Consider the following 14,784-nt stretch of genomic DNA (forward strand, 5'->3'; position numbering starts at 1 on the left):
CGGCATACAGTCGTCGAACAGACGTTCGATTCGACGAAGTGAGGCCATCATGTCCGCCACCTCCACCACGCCCAGCTCTCTCGGCGCGGCCACCATCTCTCGGCCCGCGCGCGGCCCTGCGGTGCCGAGCGCGCCAAGCGCCCGCGGCCGGCGAGGACGCGGCCAACGTGACGAGCACGGCGAGCCGGGCCGCGGTGCGTCGTCGGTGACGGTGCTGGAACTGGTCGACCGCGCACGGGATGCGCTGCTCGACGCCTGCCACAGCAGCGGAGCCTCCGAGCGGTACGCGTTGGCGCAGCTCGGGGCGCTGCGGGCGGCCACGGCACTGATGGCGAGCCGGCCGCCGGCGCGCCGCCGCCCGGTCCGGCGGGACGTCTGGACCACCCTGGTCGCCGGTGCCCCGGAGCTGGCGGAATGGGGCGAGTTCTTCTCGCTGACCAGCGCTCGTGGAGCCAGCGCCGAGCGCGGGCGGGCGCACCTGACCAGCCGGGAGGCCGACGATCTGGTGCGGCAGGCCGAGATGTTCCTGGAGTTGGTGCTGTCGCGGCTCGGGCTGCCGATGTATACCCCCCTTCCGGGGTACGTCAGCCCGTTGCGACGGCCGTAGAATGAATCAACCAGAGGTGTCCCGGCCCATTCGCAGACGCGTGTGGGATGCGACACTTATTCTTGGGCACACGATTCGCGATCGCCCGTCGCGAACTTCTTGCCCATGACGGATCGTCGGGAGGTCACCGTGCCGCTCTCCGAGCGCGAGCAGCGTCTGCTCGAACAGATGGAACAGGCGTTGAGCGCTGATGATCCGAAGTTCGCCTCGCACATGGTCGCCGACCCCGCGCGGGCCCGCGCTCGACGTCGGCTCGCCCTGGGAGCGGTACTTCTGGTCATCGGTGTCGCGACTCTCGTGGCCGGCATCCTGATCAGGGTGGTCCCGGTGGGTGCGCTCGGATTCGCGGTGATGGTGGGGGCCGCGGCGTACGCCGTGAGTCCGACCGGCCCTGGTGGGCCCTCGCTCGGTTCGGTGCAGCAGGACGGCGGGGTGCAACGGATCAGTCGTCGGCGTCGGCGCAGGTCCACCGGGCGCGGCGGCGGACCGCAGGGCGGTTTCATGCAGCGGGTCGAGCAGCGGTGGGAGCGCCGCCGCGGCGGCTCCGGCTGGTGACGGGCTGCGGCGACCGCCTCACTGGGTGAACAGCACGCCGCACAGCCACAGGACGCCGATCGCCGTGGCGGTCAGTAGTTCGATGCCCACGCTCAGCAAGACGGCCCGCACCGCGACCGCGGTGGCCCTCCGTGCGGCCAGGGCGTCGCGCAGCCGGGCGTGCTCGGCGACGTAGACCCCGAGCACGAAGCCGAGGGCGAGACCGACGTACGGGATCACGAAGAATCCCACGACGGCACACACCGTGCCGACCAGCAGAGTGGTGCGGGGGATCCCGGCGGTGCTCAACCGCCGGCCGGGCAACAGGTACTTGCACGTCCAGCCGACCAGGGCGAGTGCGAGGCTCCCGGCGAAGATCGACCACGCCGCGCCTCCGCCGGTGGATGCCGACCAGATCAGCACTCCGGCCACGCACAGCAGCGTCCCCGGCAGCACAGGGATGAGCACGCCCAGCGTTCCCACGGCGATCAGGACCGCGGCGAGGACGGTGGCGGTCTGCATGGTGTGACTCTCTCATCGGGCATGACGACGCCCGCCCCGCGGATGCGGAGCGGGCGTGTCGGCGGCCGGGGACGGTATGCGTCCCGCGACCGATCAGACCTGCGGTGTCGAGGGGGTCTCGTCGAGACGCTCGGTCTCGTCGACGACCTCGAGGGCGACGGCGCGCAACTTGTCGATGTGCTCACGACCGTGGTGCGCGCAGAAGAGCAACTCGTGGTCTTCGGCGAGCCGTGCACGGATGAAGGCCTGGGCGCCGCACCGGTCACACCGGTCGGCCGCTGTCAGAGTCGGGGCGAAGGCTGTTGCCATGGTCGTTCATCCTTTCGTCGGGACGCCTGCGGGCGCCTACGGCGGTTGGCCCACGTGGGCCGCGTATCTAAGACGTCATTCGAAGCCGAGATGCTCCCGGATCGGTTTCGCCGTTCGACACGATCAACAGTCAAGCATGCAATGCCATTCCCCAGTGGTACCTACCCCCCGTGTGGTGCGCGTCACCTGTCGGCGGGCCGGGATAGCCTGCCCGCCAGTAGCACTCGATGAGCAGGTTCCCGAAGAGCACAAGACCGTGGGCATGACCGCGGCGAAGGAGTGGCAGGTGGCTGGCAGCAAGCAGGGCGCGGACCGGGCCGGTGACTATTCGGCGCGGCACCTGCAGGTCCTGGAGGGCCTGGAGGCCGTCCGCAAGCGGCCGGGGATGTATATCGGCTCGACTGACTCGCGCGGCCTCATGCACTGCCTGTGGGAGATCATCGACAACTCCGTCGACGAGGTGCTGGGCGGGCACGGCGATCGCATCGACGTGGTGCTGCACGAGGACGGTTCGGTGCAGGTCGTGGACCGTGGCCGGGGGATCCCTGTCGACGCCGAGCCCCGGACCGGGTTGTCCGGTGTCGAGGTCGTGATGACCAAGCTGCACGCCGGGGGCAAGTTCGGCGGCAGTTCCTACACCGCCACCGGCGGACTGCACGGGGTCGGGGCGTCCGTGGTCAACGCGCTCTCCAGCCGGTTGGACATCGAGATCGACCGGGACGGCAAGACCCACGTCATGAGCTTCCGCCGCGGCGAGCCGGGCGTGTTCGACGACAGCGCCGGCACCGGGCCGGACAGCCCCTTCACGCCGTTCGTGGATCGCAGCGAGCTGCGGGTGGCGGGCAAGGTGAAGCGGGGGGTCACCGGCACCCGCATCCGGTACTGGGCCGACCATCAGGTGTTCCCCAAGGACGCCCGCTTCGACGACACGGTGCTGGCGGCGCGCGCCCGACAGACCTCGTTCCTCATCCCGGGTCTGCGGGTGGTCATCCGTGACGAGCGCGGGCTGGCCGACACCCCGGGCGCCGACGGCCCGCACGAGGAGATCTACCACCACGACGGCGGCATCTCGGAGTTCACCGAGTTCCTGGCTCCCGACGCGGCCCTGACCGGGACCTGGCGCCTGCAGGGCTCCGGCACGTTCTCCGAGACGGTCCCGGTGCTGGACGAGCTGGGCCACATGAGCTCCCAGGAGGTGCAGCGCGAGGCCGTGGTCGACGTGGCGGTGCGCTGGGGCAGCGGGTACGACACCAGCGTCTCCTCCTTCGTCAACATCGTCGCGACCCCCAAGGGGGGCACCCACATCGCCGGTTTCGAGCAGGGGCTCGTCAAGGCGTTCCGCAAGCAGCTGGAGGCCAACTCCCGCCGCCTGAAGATGGGCTCGGACAAGCCGGAGAAGGACGACATGATGGCGGGTCTCACCGCGGTCGTGACGGTGCGCCTGGCCGAGCCGCAGTTCGAGGGGCAGACCAAGGAGGTGCTCGGCACCTCGGCGGTGCGCGCCATCGTCGCCAAGGTCGTGGAGACGCAGCTGACGGCCACCCTCGGCGCGACGACCCGCGACCTGAAGACGCAGTCCGCGCAGCTGCTGGAGAAGGTCGTCTCGGAGATGAAGGCGCGGATCAGCGCGCGCACGATGAAGGAGACCCAGCGCCGCAAGACCGCGCTGGAGAGCTCCTCGCTGCCGGGGAAGCTCAAGGACTGCCGCTCGACGGACGTGGAGCGCACCGAGCTGTTCATCGTCGAGGGCGACAGTGCGCTCGGCACCGGGTTGGCCGCCCGGGACTCCCAATATCAGGCGCTGCTGCCGATCCGGGGCAAGATCCTCAACGTGCAGAAGGCCTCGGTCGGCGACATGCTGAAGAACGCCGAGTGCGCCGCGATCATCCAGGTCGTCGGTGCGGGGTCCGGGCGCAGTTTCGAGGTCGAGGCTGCCCGCTACGGCAAGGTCATCCTGATGACCGACGCCGATGTCGACGGGGCGCACATCCGCACGCTGCTGCTCACGCTGTTCTTCCGCTACATGCGCCCCCTGGTCGAGGCGGGCCGGGTGTACGCCGCCGTACCCCCGCTGCACCGCATCGAGACCACGGCGCAGGGCCGTTCCAAGGGGGAGGTGCTCTACACCTACTCCGAGGCGCAGATGCGCCAGACCGTCGGACAGCTGCAGAAGCGTGGGCGCACCATCAAGACGCCCCAGCGGTACAAGGGCCTCGGGGAGATGGACGCCGACCAGCTCGCCGAGACGACCATGGAGCCGCGGCACCGGATGCTGCGACGCGTGACGATGGCGGACGCGGAGAAGGCCGAGTCGGTCTTCGACCTGCTGATGGGCAGCGACGTCGCGCCGCGCAAGGACTTCATCGTCGACTCGGCCGCCGCCCTGGACAAGGAACGCATCGACGTCTAGGCGCCCGGTTGTCAGCGTCTTCCTGGTGCCGACGCCAGGAATCTGCTGACAACCGCGAGGCTCAGCCGGTGTGGTGCACCTCCTGCAGCGCGTACACCGGGGTGTCGAGGCCCTCGAAGCGCGCCTTGAGCTGCAGCGCCAGGTAGAGCGAGTAGTGCCGTGACTGGTGCAGGTTGCCGCCGTGCATCCACAGGTGCTCGACGTTGGTCGGCTTCCACATGTTGCGCTGCTCGCCCTCCCACGGTCCGGGGTCCTTCGTGGTGTCCGAACCCAGTCCCCAGACCTTGCCGAGTCGGTCGGCGGTCTCCTGGTCGATGAGGTCGGCCGCCCATCCGTTCATCGATCCGTAGCCGGTCGCGTAGACGACCAGGTCCGCTGGCAGCCGGGTGCCGTCCTCCAGCACGACGGAGTCCTCGGTGAGGTGGTCCACGTGGCCGTGCGCGAGCTTGACGTCACCGTTCGCGACCAGGTCCGCCGAGCCCACGTCGATGTAGTAGCCAGATCCGCGGCGCAGGTACTTCATGAACAGCCCGGAGCCGTCGTCGCCCCAGTCGTGATCGAACCCGGCCGACGCGAGCCGGTCGTAGAAGTCCTTGTCGACCTGCGCCATCTTCTCGTAGGCGGGGATCTGGAAGCGGTGCATGATCCGGTAGGGGAGCGAGGCGAAGATCATGTCCGCCTTCTCCGTGGTCACGCCCGCCTTCACCGCCCGCTCGGAGTACAGATCGCCGAGGCCGTACTCCATCAACGACGCACTGCGCACGATGTGGGTCGAGGAGCGCTGCACCATCGTGACGTCGGCGCCCTTCTCCCACAGCGCGCCACAGATGTCGAAGGCGCTGTTGTTGCTGCCGATCACCACGCACTTCCTGCCGGCGTACGCGTCCGGGCCCGGGTGCGCCGACGAGTGGTGCTGATCGCCCCGGAAGGCCTCCATGCCGGGGTACTGCGGCACGTTCGGCTTGCCCGACATCCCGGTGGCCAGCACCAACTGGGTGGGACGCAGGGTGATCGGCTGGCCCTCCTTCTCCACCTCGACGGTCCAGGCCCCGGTGTCCGGCGAGTACGACGCCGACGTCGCCGTCGTGCTCGACCAGTAGGGCACCTCCATGATCTTGGTGTAGCCCTCGAGCCAGTCCCCGATCTTGTCCTTCGGAGTGAAGACCGGCCAGTTCTCCGGGAACTTCAGGTAGGGCAGGTGGTCGTACCAGACCGGGTCGTGCAGCGCGAGGCTCTTGTACCGGCTGCGCCACTGATCGCCCGGGCGCGGATGCTTGTCGATGACCAGGCTCGGCACGCCCAGCTGGCGCAGCCGGGCGCCGAGCGCGATACCGCCCTGGCCGCCGCCGACGACGAGCACGTAGGGCTGGGTGGTGCTGCCAAAGCTGTCGATCTCCTCCTGCTGCTTCTCCAGCCAGGAGCGGCGGTCCTTGGTGGCACCGTGCTCCGCCCCCTTGGGGCGGTGCTCGTTCCTCGGCTCCTCGTGGCCCTTGAGCTCGTACAACGTGGTGAGGAGGGTGAAGGCTCTGGGCCCGTCCTCGTCGACCAGCCGCAGCAGTCCGCGGCCGCGTCCGACCGCGGTCTCGAAGCGGAACCAGGCGGTGACGACGCCGTCGGCCTCGTCGGCGGGCTCGGTGAGCTCGAACCCGGACGGACTGGTCGCCTCCAACGTGCTGGTGAGCAGGTCCGCGACACCACCACGTCCCTCGACGGTCTTGAGGTTCCAGGTGAAGGAGATCAGGTCGCGCCAGTAGGACTCTGTCGCGAACAGCTCGGTGGCCGCGCCGATGTCGCGGGCGGCCAGTGCACGTTCGAACTGCCCGAACCAGCCCTCCGCGGTGGCCGTCGGGTCCGATTGCCCGGTCGCGTCGGTCTGCGCTGTGGGTTCCAGGGTCTGTGACATGGCTCTCCGATCGCTGCGTTGTGACCCATGACACACCACAACCCGTGGAGGCCGCACTGTCCGTTCGGACGGCACCCTTTCACCAGAACGTCATCACGCGGTTGTCAGCATCGTGATGGCGCGGACGCCACGGATCCGCTGACAACCGGATGAGACCCGGGGGTGGTGCTGCGCAACGCCGGGTGCGAACATATGTTCGTGTCCATCCTGCATGCCGACCTGGACTCGTTCTACGCCTCGGTCGAGCAGCGCGACGATCCGTCCCTGAGGGACCGGCCGATGGCCGTCGGCGGGGGCATCCTGCTCGCGGCCAGCTACCAGGCCAAGGCCTGTGGTGTGCGGACGGCCATGAGCGAGCGCGTGGCGCGCAGCCTGTGCCCGGACCTGGTGGTGGTGCCGCCGCGGATGAGTGCCTACACGCAGGCGAGTCGGGCGGTTTTCGAGGTCTTCCACGACATCACCCCGGTGGTGGAGGGCATCTCCATCGACGAGGCTTTCCTGGACGTCGGGGGACTACGACGCCTCGTCGGACCGCCGGAGCTGATCGCCCGTACGGTGCGCTCCCGGGTGCGCTCGGAGGTCGGACTGCCGATCTCGGTGGGGGTCGCACAGACCAAGTTCGTCGCGAAGATCGCGAGTGCGGTGTCCAAGCCCGACGGTCTTCTCGTCGTACCGGCGGGGGGTGAGACCGCGTTCCTGCATCCGTTGCCGATCGAGCGGCTGTGGGGCGTGGGCAAGGTGACCTCCGCGAAGCTGCATGCGCGGGGGATCGCCACGATCGGCCAGCTCGCGGCCGCGCAGGAGGCCGCCGTGGTCGGGGAACTGGGCGCCGCCGCCGGGCACCACCTGTGGGCGCTGGCGAACGTCCGCGACCCGCGGCCGGTGACGCCCGGGCGGCGGCGACGGTCGATGGGTGCGCAGCGAGCGATCGGCGGGCGGCCGCGTACGGGCGACGAGCTCGACGAGATGCTGATGGGGCTGGTCGAGAAGGTGTGCGGGCGGTTGCGCGACTCCGGTCGGTGGGGTGCGACGTTCACTCTGCGCCTGCGACTCGCCGACTTCAACCGGGTCACCCGCTCCCGCACCCTGCCGCTGCCGTCGGCCGCCACCCAGACGTTCCTACGGGTCGGACGCGAGTTGCTGGAGCAGGCGTCCCCGTTGATCGCGGATCGCGGAATCACGTTGCTCGGCATCACGATCGCAGGTCTGACGACCCCCGACCGCCTGCAGCCCACGTTGCCGTTCGACGTCGTGGAGTCGGGTCGCGTCGATCAGGCACTGGATGAGATCAGGGAGCGTTTCGGCAACACGGCGCTCACCCGTGGGGTGCATGTCGGGCGGTCGCGCGGCTGGGAGATGCCCCGGCTGCCGGAGTGAACGCCTTCGGTCATCTCGCGGAGTGACGCAAAGAGAGCCGCCTTTAATGAATACGTCGAATCCGCGACATCGTTGCAGGTCAGACCCTATGCTCAGAGCTAATTCTGATTAGGGTCGCTCAACGGGAGGGCTGATCGTGGCCAAGGGTTTCAAATGCCCGGTGTGTGGTTTGCAGACAGTGCAGCCCTACACCACCAATAAGATGAAGTGCTCGAAGGATGGCTCCGTTTTCGACCGTGCGGTGATCTTGAAGAAGAACTGAACCTCGACGAGTCCGAATGCGTCACACGAAGGGCGGCCGTCGCATCGGTCGAGACTCGATGAAGGCCGCAAGGCTGCTGGCACGAGCGGGTTCGGGCCCAAGTCGTATGGAGTCGACATTCCTGAGGGCGCGTACTGCGCTCCGCAACACGCAGATCAGACCGAGAACAAGGGGCTTGTAGCGCCCGCCGAACGTGGTCGCGCGGCTGGGAGATGCCCCGGCTGCCGGAGTGAGGCGCCTATTCTCTGCGGGTATGACGACGCTGCGGATTGCCCAGGACGAGCGTGCGGATGACCTGCTGAGCACCGACCCCTTCGCGTTACTCGTGGGGATGCTGCTGGACCAGCAGTATCCGATGGAGCACGCGTTCCGTGGGCCGGCCAAGATCGTGGACCGCTTCGGCTCGCTGGATCCGGCGCGGATCGCCGACCAGGACCCCGAGGCGTGGGCCGACCTGTGCTTCACCCCACCCGCCATCCACCGCTACGGGCGCTCGATGGCGGGCCGGGTGCAGGCGCTCGCGGTCGTCGTACGCGATGAGTACGCCGGTGACGCCGCGCAACTCTGGACCACGGCCAGCGACACCGGGGAGCTGCTGCGACGGTTGCAGGCGCTGCCCGGGTTCGGCCTGCAGAAGGCGCGGATCTTCGCGGCCCTGCTCGGCAAGCAGCTCGGCGTCCGGCCGGCGGGGTGGCGCGAGGCCATCGGCCCGTATGCCGAGGACGGCAGCCGCCGCTCGGTGGCGGATGTCGTCGGTCCCGAGTCGCTGCAGCAGGTGCGCGACTTCAAGAAGGCAGCGAAGAAGCAGGCGAAGGCTGCAGCCAGCGCGGACTGAGTGTCCGCAGTTTCGCGACGACGGGTCGACGAAACCGCGGACACTCGCGTCGGCGGCCGTTCTTCAACGCCGCGGCCACTCCCATGCGGGGGTGGTCAACATGCCCAGGTCGGGCAACCGGGTCTGTCCGTCGGCCTTGTCCAACCGCAGCCTTCCGACGTCCGAGCGGCCGGCGCTCTCGATGCAGGCGGCGAGATCGGGCGCGTGCGTGACCACCACGAGCTGGGTGTGCTGGGCTGCCGCCGCCATCAGCGCTCCGAGGGCCGGGAAGAGGTCGGGATGCAGGCTGGTCTCGGGTTCGTTGAGCACCATCAGCGAGGGCGGGCGCAGGCTCAGCAGCGCGGCAGCGAGCATCAGGAACCGCAGCGTGCCGTCGGACAACTCCGCAGCGCCGAGCACCCGCAGCATGCCTGGTTGGTGCAGCCCGACGGAGAAGACGCCGTCGCGCGACTCGATCATCAGTCGCGAACCCGTGAAGGCGTCCTGCACGACGTCCCGCAGCAGGTCGCCGTGGCCGAACTCGACGATGGTCCGCAGCGCCGCGGCAAGGTCACCGCCGTCGGAGGCGAGCACCGGCGTGCGGGTGCCGACCTGAGGCAACCGGGCCGGAGCAGCCGGGTCGGTGCGCAGATGGTCGTAGAAACGCCACTCCCGCAGCGTGTTCCGCAGGCCGAGCACTTCCGGTGCGCTCGCCCCGTCGGCGACCTCGGACAGCACGCTGCGGTGGCCGGGGACGGGGTACGGCAGGTCCGTCCAGGTGTCGTCACGCACCCGAACGACCTGCCGGTTGCGGTCCACCAGCAGGCTCGACGGCTTCGGGAAGGCTCCGGCGAAGACCCACTCCCGCTTCAGCACCGGGTCCTGGCGGAACATCGAGTCCTCACCGACGTCCATCGGGGTGGGCAGCCCGAGGTCGGCGGCGTACCCGACGCCGTCGCCGGAGAAGCCCAGTCGCAGCGCGACCGGACCCTTCCGGCGGGTGCCCTGGGTGGGGTGGCCGGCCGCGTGCGCACGACCGGCGCCGAACTCGGGACCGGCCCACAGCACGGCGCCCAGCCCGCCCTCGCGCGCCAGGGCGTTGATCGCGCTGTCGGTCGCGAGGCCGCTGATCAGTCGCAGCGCCCGGTAGACGTTGGACTTTCCGCTGCCGTTGGGCCCGGTGACCACGTCGAGACCGGTCAGTGGCAGGACGAGGTCGCGGATGGAGCGATACCCCGAGATCGCGACGGTCTGCAGCACGCCGGAATGCTCGCACCGGCCGCCGACAGTCCGGCCGACGCGACCGGTGAGTGAGTGTCCGCACTTTCGTGCTGACGGGTGCGCGAAAGTGCGGACACTCGTGGGGTGGTCAGCGGGGCGTGCCTCCGACGGCCGCGATCGGGCCTGCCGCCGGTACGCCGCTGCCGTCGCGACGGTCGTCCGGCTCCGGCAGATCCACCGGTGTGCCGGTCGGGCCGGCGGCGCGCGGTGGAGTGGGACCGACCCAGGCCAGGACGAGTCCGTTCTCACCGCGGACGAAGCGCTGCGCTCGCACCCCACCGGTGGCGCGTCCCTTGCCGGGGTAGACCGCGAAGTCGGTGACCTTGACCGATCCTGGGGTCGCACTGTCCATGCCCGGAAGTGCGTCCGTGCTACCCGCGACGGTCACGACGGCGCTCGGCAGCGCCGGGTCGATCGCGCCGAACCACACGGCGGCGTCACCGGCGCCCAGTTTGATCCCGGCCATGCCGCCGCCCGGACGACCCTGCGGGCGCACGAGATCGGCGGTGAAGTGCAGCAACTGCGCTTCGGCGGTGACGAAGACGAGCTCCTCGGTGCCGGTGCGCAACTCGACGGCCCCGACGAGCGCGTCGCCGTCCTTGAGCGCGATCAGGTCGAAGGTGTCCTTGCTCGGGTAGTCGGTGTTGACCCGTTTGACGACTCCCTGCCGGGAGCCGAGGGCCAGCCCGGGTGAGTCCGCGCGCAGCGAGGTCAGGGTGAGCACCCGCTCGCCCGGGGTGAGGTCGACGTACGCGCCGACGGGAGCGCCGCCGGACAGCACCGGCGAACCGCTGGTGGGCGGCATCGTCGGCAGGTCGATCGCCGAGACCCGCACCAGTCGGCCGGTGGAGGTGACCATCCCGAACTCGCCGCGCGCGGTGGTGGACACCCCGGAGACCACCACGTCGTGCTTGCGGCGGGTGCCCCCTTCCGGCAGCGGGTCGTCGGTCGTGGTGCGCGCGAGCAGGCCGGTGGAGGACAGCAGCACGTGGCAGGGATCGTCGGCGACCTCCAGCGACGTGCTCGCCGCCGGTGTGCCCGAGGACTCCAGCAACGTCGTACGCCGTGGCGTGCCGTGGGTCTTCGATATCTCGGCGAGCTCGCCCGACACCGTGCGCTGCAGCAGCTTCTCGTCGGCCAGGATCGCCCGCAGGGCTTCGATGGCCTCGAGCAGCTCCTGCTGCTCCTTCTCCAGCTCGATCCGGGAGAACTTGGTGAGGCGGCGCAGCTGCAGGTCGAGGATGTAGTTGGCCTGCACCTCCGTGAGTTCGAAGACCTCCATCAGCCGGGTCCGCGCGGCGCCGGAGTCGTCCGAGCTGCGGATGACCTGGATGACCTCGTCGATGTCGAGGATCGCGATCAGTAGCCCCTCGACCAGGTGCAGCCGGTCGAGCCTCTTGTCGAGGCGGTACTGGGTGCGGCGGCGTACGACGTCGATGCGGAAGTCGACGTAGACCTTCAGCAGCTCCTTCAGCCCCAGGGTGCGCGGCTGGCCGTCGACCAGCGCCACGTTGTTGATGCCGAAGGACTCCTCCATCGGAGTCAGGCGGTAGAGCTGTTCGAGCACGGCGTCGGGGTTGAAGCCGTTCTTGATCTCGATGACCAGCTGCAGGCCCTTCGTGCGGTCCGAGAGGTCCTTGAGGTCGGCGATGCCCTGCAGCCGCTTGCCCTGCACGAGGTCCTTGACCTTGTCGATGACCTTCTCCGGACCGACCAGGTAGGGCAGCTCGGTGACCACGATGCCCTTGCGGCGTGGGGTGACGTTCTCGATCCGGACGGTGGCCCGGGTGCGGAAGCTGCCGCGGCCTGTGAGGTAGGCGTCGCGGACGCCGTCGAGACCGACGATCTGGCCGCCGCACGGCAGGTCGGGGCCGGGGACGAACTTCATCAGATCGTCCAGCGAGCAGTCCGGGTGGGAGATCAGGTGCCGCGCCGCGTCGATGACCTCGACGAGGTTGTGCGGTGCCATGTTGGTCGCCATCCCGACGGCGATGCCGCTGGCGCCGTTGACCAGCAGGGCGGGGAACGCGGCGGGCATGACGGTCGGCTGCTGGAACTGCTCGTCGTAGTTGGGCTCGAAGTCGACGGTGTTCTCGTCCAGCGCCGCGACCATCGACATGGACGCCGGCGCCAGGCGGGCCTCGGTGTACCGGGCGGCCGCCGGCCCCTGGTCCAGCGACCCGAAGTTGCCGTGCCCGTCCACGAGCGGCAGGCGCATCGTGAAGTCCTGGGCGAGGCGCACGAGACTGTCGTAGATCGGCTGGTCACCGTGCGGGTGGTACTTGCCCATCACCTCGCCGATGACCCGTGAGGACTTCACGTGCGAGCGGTCGGGGCGCAGCCCGAGCTCGTCCATGGAGAAGAGGATCCGTCGCTGCACCGGTTTGAGGCCGTCGCGCGCATCGGGGATCGCGCGGGAGTAGATGACCGAATAGGCGTACTCCAGGTACGCCGTCTGCATCTCGTCCTCGACATCGATGTCGACGATGTTCTCCACGAAGTCGTCGGCGGGAGGGGGTGTCTTGGTGCCGCGCGCCATGCGTCGGATGTCTCCTCGGGTGGGTCGGTGACTGCGGGGTCAGTGTCTCTCACCGCTGCCTGCCCGGCCCGGCACCCACGCCGTGGGGCGCCGGGAGCGTCGTACCCGCCGTGCGACGATCGACGGGTGCCCGCACACCTCGACCGGCAATCCCTGACCTACGCGCCCGTGGGCCTGACACGCGGTGGTACGCCGGTGCCGGAGGGTATGCACGTGAGCGGCACCTCCCGGATCGTCGGGGGACCGGAGGTCTTCGAGCGGGCGTGCGAGTTCGTGCTCGGGCTGGGGATGCAGCGTGCGCTGGGGGCTTCGGTGCAGGCACCCGACCGGCCGCTCGAGGTGGGCGACACCGTCGTGATGGTTCTCGGTGCGCGAGGCCGCGGCCTGCGGATCCCGACCCGGGTGGTCTACGTGGTGCAGGAGGAGGACCGGCGCGGTTTCGCGTACGGCACGCTGCCTGGTCATCCCGAACGCGGCGAGGAGCTGTTCCTGGTCGAACGGCTGCCGTCGGGCGAGACCAGGGTGAGCGTCTCGGCGGTGTCCGCGCCCGGGCGGTGGTTCACGCGCGCCGCCGGACCCCTGGGCAGGGTCGTGCAGCGCGGCGCGAGCTGGCGGTACGTCGACTCGGTGCGCCGGCACTGTCGCGCCGGCTGAGGACCGCGGCTGCGCCGCCACCGCGACGGCGGGGCGGACGGCTGGTTCAGTCGGCGACCGGCAGAGCAGGCTCCGCGTCCGTCGTGGCGGAAGGGATCTCGAGGGTGGTAGCGAGTTCGGCATACCAGTGCGCGCTGTCCTTCGGCAGCCGCTCCAGGGTGTCGTAGTCGACGCGAACGATCCCGAACCGCTTGGAGTAGCCGAGCGCCCATTCGAAGTTGTCCAGCAGGGACCATACGAAGTACCCGCGCAGATCCGCGCCGCGCTCGATGGCGCGGCGCACCGCGGTGAGGTGCTCCCTCAGATAGTCCACCCGGTCCGCGTCGTGCACGGCTGGGCCACTCGCCTCGGTCGTCACCACGTCCTCGAACGCGGCGCCGTTCTCGGTCACGAGGAGAGGCAGTCCCGGGAACTCCGCGTGCATGGCGAGGAGCAGGTCCTCGAGCCCGCTCGGGTCGATGTTCCACCCCATGGAGGTGTGGGGACCCGGCTGGGGGAGGAACTCCAGATCGTCGTCTCCCGGCCACGGGGACGCCGTACCGGCGACGTGGCCGTCCGCCCTCTGCCGCTCGCCGTGCCCGTCCCACACGCGCACCAACGACGTGGAGTAGTAGTTGACGCCGAGGACGTCGATCTTCTGGTGGATGATCTCGGCGTCGCCCTCCTGCACGAAGGACCAGTCGGTGATGGGCGCGGTGTCGCGGAGCAGGTCGGCGGGATACGCGCCGTGCAGGAGCGGTCCGGTGAAGATGCGGTTGCCGATCGCGTCCAGACGCCGTACGGCTTCGTCCCCGGTGGGCCCGGATCCGCGCAACATGTGCAGGTTCAGCGTGACCGAGAACTGCGGGTCGTTCGTCACCACCGCGCGCAGTTGCTCGACGGCCAGCCCGTGCGCGAGGTTGAGGTGGTGCGCGGCCCGCAGCGCCGCCACCGGGTCGGTACGGCCGGGGGCGTGCACACCGGAGGCGTACCCCAGGAACGCCGCGCACCACGGCTCGTTCAGGGTCGTCCACATCGCGACCCGGTCGCCGAACGCCTGGCCCACGATGCGGGCGTACTCGGCGAAGGCCAGCGCCGTCTCGCGGTTGGTCCAGCCACCCTCGTCCTCGAGTGCCTGGGGCAGATCCCAGTGGTAGAGGGTGGCGACGGGGGTGATGCCGCGCGCGATGAGTCCGTCGATGAGCCGGGAGTAGAAGTCGAGGCCCGACTGGTTGGCCGGGCCGCGACCGGTCGGCTGGATGCGCGGCCAGGCGATGGAGAACCGGTAGGCGTGCAGGTTGAGCGACTGCATCAGGTCCAGGTCGGCCTCGACGCGGTGGTAGTGGTCCACGGCCACGTCACCGGTGTCGCCGTTCAGGATCTTTCCGGGGGTGTGGCTGAAGGTGTCCCAGATGCTGGTGCCACGCCCGTCCGCCTCGACGGCGCCCTCGATCTGGTACGACGCCGTGGCCGACCCCAGGACGAAACCGTCGGGGAACCTCACGTGGTCGCTTCGTTCGCCGGTCGTGCTCGTGCTCGTGCTCGTGCCCATGACTGCATTCGCCCTTTCACTCGACGGTTCGTAGGAGGTGT

12 protein-coding genes are annotated in these 14,784 nt (G+C 69.6%); 6 read left to right on the forward strand and 6 right to left on the reverse strand.

Annotation, left to right across the window (positions count from 1 at the left end):
- The first annotated feature begins 49 nt into the window (after nucleotides 1–49).
- A complete protein-coding gene (locus tag J4030_RS09440) occupies nucleotides 50–607 on the forward strand; it encodes an SAV_6107 family HEPN domain-containing protein (protein WP_208048963.1) in 558 nt (185 codons plus the stop codon).
- Between the two features lie 105 nt (nucleotides 608–712).
- Entirely contained in the window at nucleotides 713–1,162 is a 450-nt protein-coding gene (locus J4030_RS09445) for a DUF3040 domain-containing protein (protein ID WP_208048964.1), read from the forward strand.
- 18 nt (nucleotides 1,163–1,180) lie between these two features.
- On the opposite strand, the gene J4030_RS09450 is transcribed toward J4030_RS09445, so the two are convergent.
- A complete protein-coding gene (locus tag J4030_RS09450) occupies nucleotides 1,181–1,663 on the reverse strand; it encodes a DUF456 domain-containing protein (RefSeq protein WP_208048965.1) in 483 nt (160 codons plus the stop codon).
- A 93-nt stretch (nucleotides 1,664–1,756) separates the two neighbouring features.
- On the reverse strand, nucleotides 1,757–1,972 hold the full coding sequence (locus J4030_RS09455; RefSeq protein WP_179481364.1) for a hypothetical protein: 216 nt from the start codon (nucleotides 1,970–1,972) through the stop codon (nucleotides 1,757–1,759).
- Between the two features lie 262 nt (nucleotides 1,973–2,234).
- Here J4030_RS09455 and J4030_RS09460 point away from each other — a divergent pair, with 262 nt between their 5' ends.
- Nucleotides 2,235–4,382: a type IIA DNA topoisomerase subunit B gene (locus J4030_RS09460; protein WP_208048966.1), complete on the forward strand. Its 2,148-nt coding sequence runs from the start codon at nucleotides 2,235–2,237 to the stop codon at nucleotides 4,380–4,382.
- Nucleotides 4,383–4,443: 61 nt separating this feature from the next.
- Here the strand turns inward: J4030_RS09460 and J4030_RS09465 are convergent, their stop codons facing one another.
- Nucleotides 4,444–6,285 carry an NAD(P)/FAD-dependent oxidoreductase gene (locus J4030_RS09465; RefSeq protein WP_208048967.1) on the reverse strand — a complete coding sequence of 614 codons (1,842 nt, stop codon included), beginning with the start codon at nucleotides 6,283–6,285 and terminating at the stop codon, nucleotides 4,444–4,446.
- Nucleotides 6,286–6,477: 192 nt separating this feature from the next.
- Here J4030_RS09465 and dinB point away from each other — a divergent pair, with 192 nt between their 5' ends.
- Both dinB and J4030_RS09475 read left to right on the forward strand, forming a co-directional pair.
- On the forward strand, nucleotides 6,478–7,662 hold the full coding sequence (dinB, locus tag J4030_RS09470; RefSeq protein ID WP_208048968.1) for a DNA polymerase IV: 1,185 nt from the start codon (nucleotides 6,478–6,480) through the stop codon (nucleotides 7,660–7,662).
- Nucleotides 7,663–8,177: 515 nt separating this feature from the next.
- Nucleotides 8,178–8,759, forward strand: coding sequence for an HhH-GPD-type base excision DNA repair protein (locus tag J4030_RS09475; protein ID WP_208048969.1), 582 nt, complete (start codon nucleotides 8,178–8,180; stop codon nucleotides 8,757–8,759).
- A gap of 63 nt (nucleotides 8,760–8,822) precedes the next feature.
- Here J4030_RS09475 and J4030_RS09480 read toward each other — a convergent pair whose 3' ends face one another.
- Together J4030_RS09480 and J4030_RS09485 are read right to left on the reverse strand one after the other, a co-directional pair.
- A complete protein-coding gene (locus J4030_RS09480; RefSeq protein ID WP_208048970.1) occupies nucleotides 8,823–9,998 on the reverse strand; it encodes an AAA family ATPase in 1,176 nt (391 codons plus the stop codon).
- A 109-nt stretch (nucleotides 9,999–10,107) separates the two neighbouring features.
- On the reverse strand, nucleotides 10,108–12,558 hold the full coding sequence (locus J4030_RS09485) for a DNA topoisomerase (ATP-hydrolyzing) subunit A (RefSeq protein ID WP_208048971.1): 2,451 nt from the start codon (nucleotides 12,556–12,558) through the stop codon (nucleotides 10,108–10,110).
- A gap of 168 nt (nucleotides 12,559–12,726) precedes the next feature.
- On the opposite strand from J4030_RS09485, the gene J4030_RS09490 reads away from it, so the two are divergent.
- The gene (locus J4030_RS09490) at nucleotides 12,727–13,212 is read left to right on the forward strand and encodes a DUF1990 domain-containing protein (RefSeq protein ID WP_307864642.1); all 486 of its coding nucleotides are present in this window, start codon (nucleotides 12,727–12,729) and stop codon (nucleotides 13,210–13,212) included.
- A gap of 46 nt (nucleotides 13,213–13,258) precedes the next feature.
- Here J4030_RS09490 and J4030_RS09495 read toward each other — a convergent pair whose 3' ends face one another.
- Entirely contained in the window at nucleotides 13,259–14,743 is a 1,485-nt protein-coding gene (locus J4030_RS09495) for a GH1 family beta-glucosidase (protein WP_208048973.1), read from the reverse strand.
- Nucleotides 14,744–14,784: the final 41 nt, after the last annotated feature.

This window comes from Allobranchiibius sp. CTAmp26, from assembly GCF_017565405.1.
Taxonomy (GTDB): Bacteria; Actinomycetota; Actinomycetes; order Actinomycetales; family Dermatophilaceae; genus Allobranchiibius.

What these genes read in the sequence shown, in the direction of transcription:
- J4030_RS09440 (WP_208048963.1), top strand. Translation starts at nt 50, where the DNA reads ATGTCCGCCACCTCCACCACGCCCAGCTCTCTCGGCGCGGCCACCATC.
- J4030_RS09445 (WP_208048964.1), top strand. Translation starts at nt 713, where the DNA reads ATGACGGATCGTCGGGAGGTCACCGTGCCGCTCTCCGAGCGCGAGCAG.
- J4030_RS09450 (WP_208048965.1), bottom strand. Translation starts at nt 1,663, where the DNA reads ATGCAGACCGCCACCGTCCTCGCCGCGGTCCTGATCGCCGTGGGAACG.
- J4030_RS09455 (WP_179481364.1), bottom strand. Translation starts at nt 1,972, where the DNA reads ATGGCAACAGCCTTCGCCCCGACTCTGACAGCGGCCGACCGGTGTGAC.
- J4030_RS09460 (WP_208048966.1), top strand. Translation starts at nt 2,235, where the DNA reads ATGACCGCGGCGAAGGAGTGGCAGGTGGCTGGCAGCAAGCAGGGCGCG.
- J4030_RS09465 (WP_208048967.1), bottom strand. Translation starts at nt 6,285, where the DNA reads ATGTCACAGACCCTGGAACCCACAGCGCAGACCGACGCGACCGGGCAA.
- dinB (WP_208048968.1), top strand. Translation starts at nt 6,478, where the DNA reads ATGTTCGTGTCCATCCTGCATGCCGACCTGGACTCGTTCTACGCCTCG.
- J4030_RS09475 (WP_208048969.1), top strand. Translation starts at nt 8,178, where the DNA reads ATGACGACGCTGCGGATTGCCCAGGACGAGCGTGCGGATGACCTGCTG.
- J4030_RS09485 (WP_208048971.1), bottom strand. Translation starts at nt 12,558, where the DNA reads ATGGCGCGCGGCACCAAGACACCCCCTCCCGCCGACGACTTCGTGGAG.
- J4030_RS09495 (WP_208048973.1), bottom strand. Translation starts at nt 14,743, where the DNA reads ATGGGCACGAGCACGAGCACGAGCACGACCGGCGAACGAAGCGACCAC.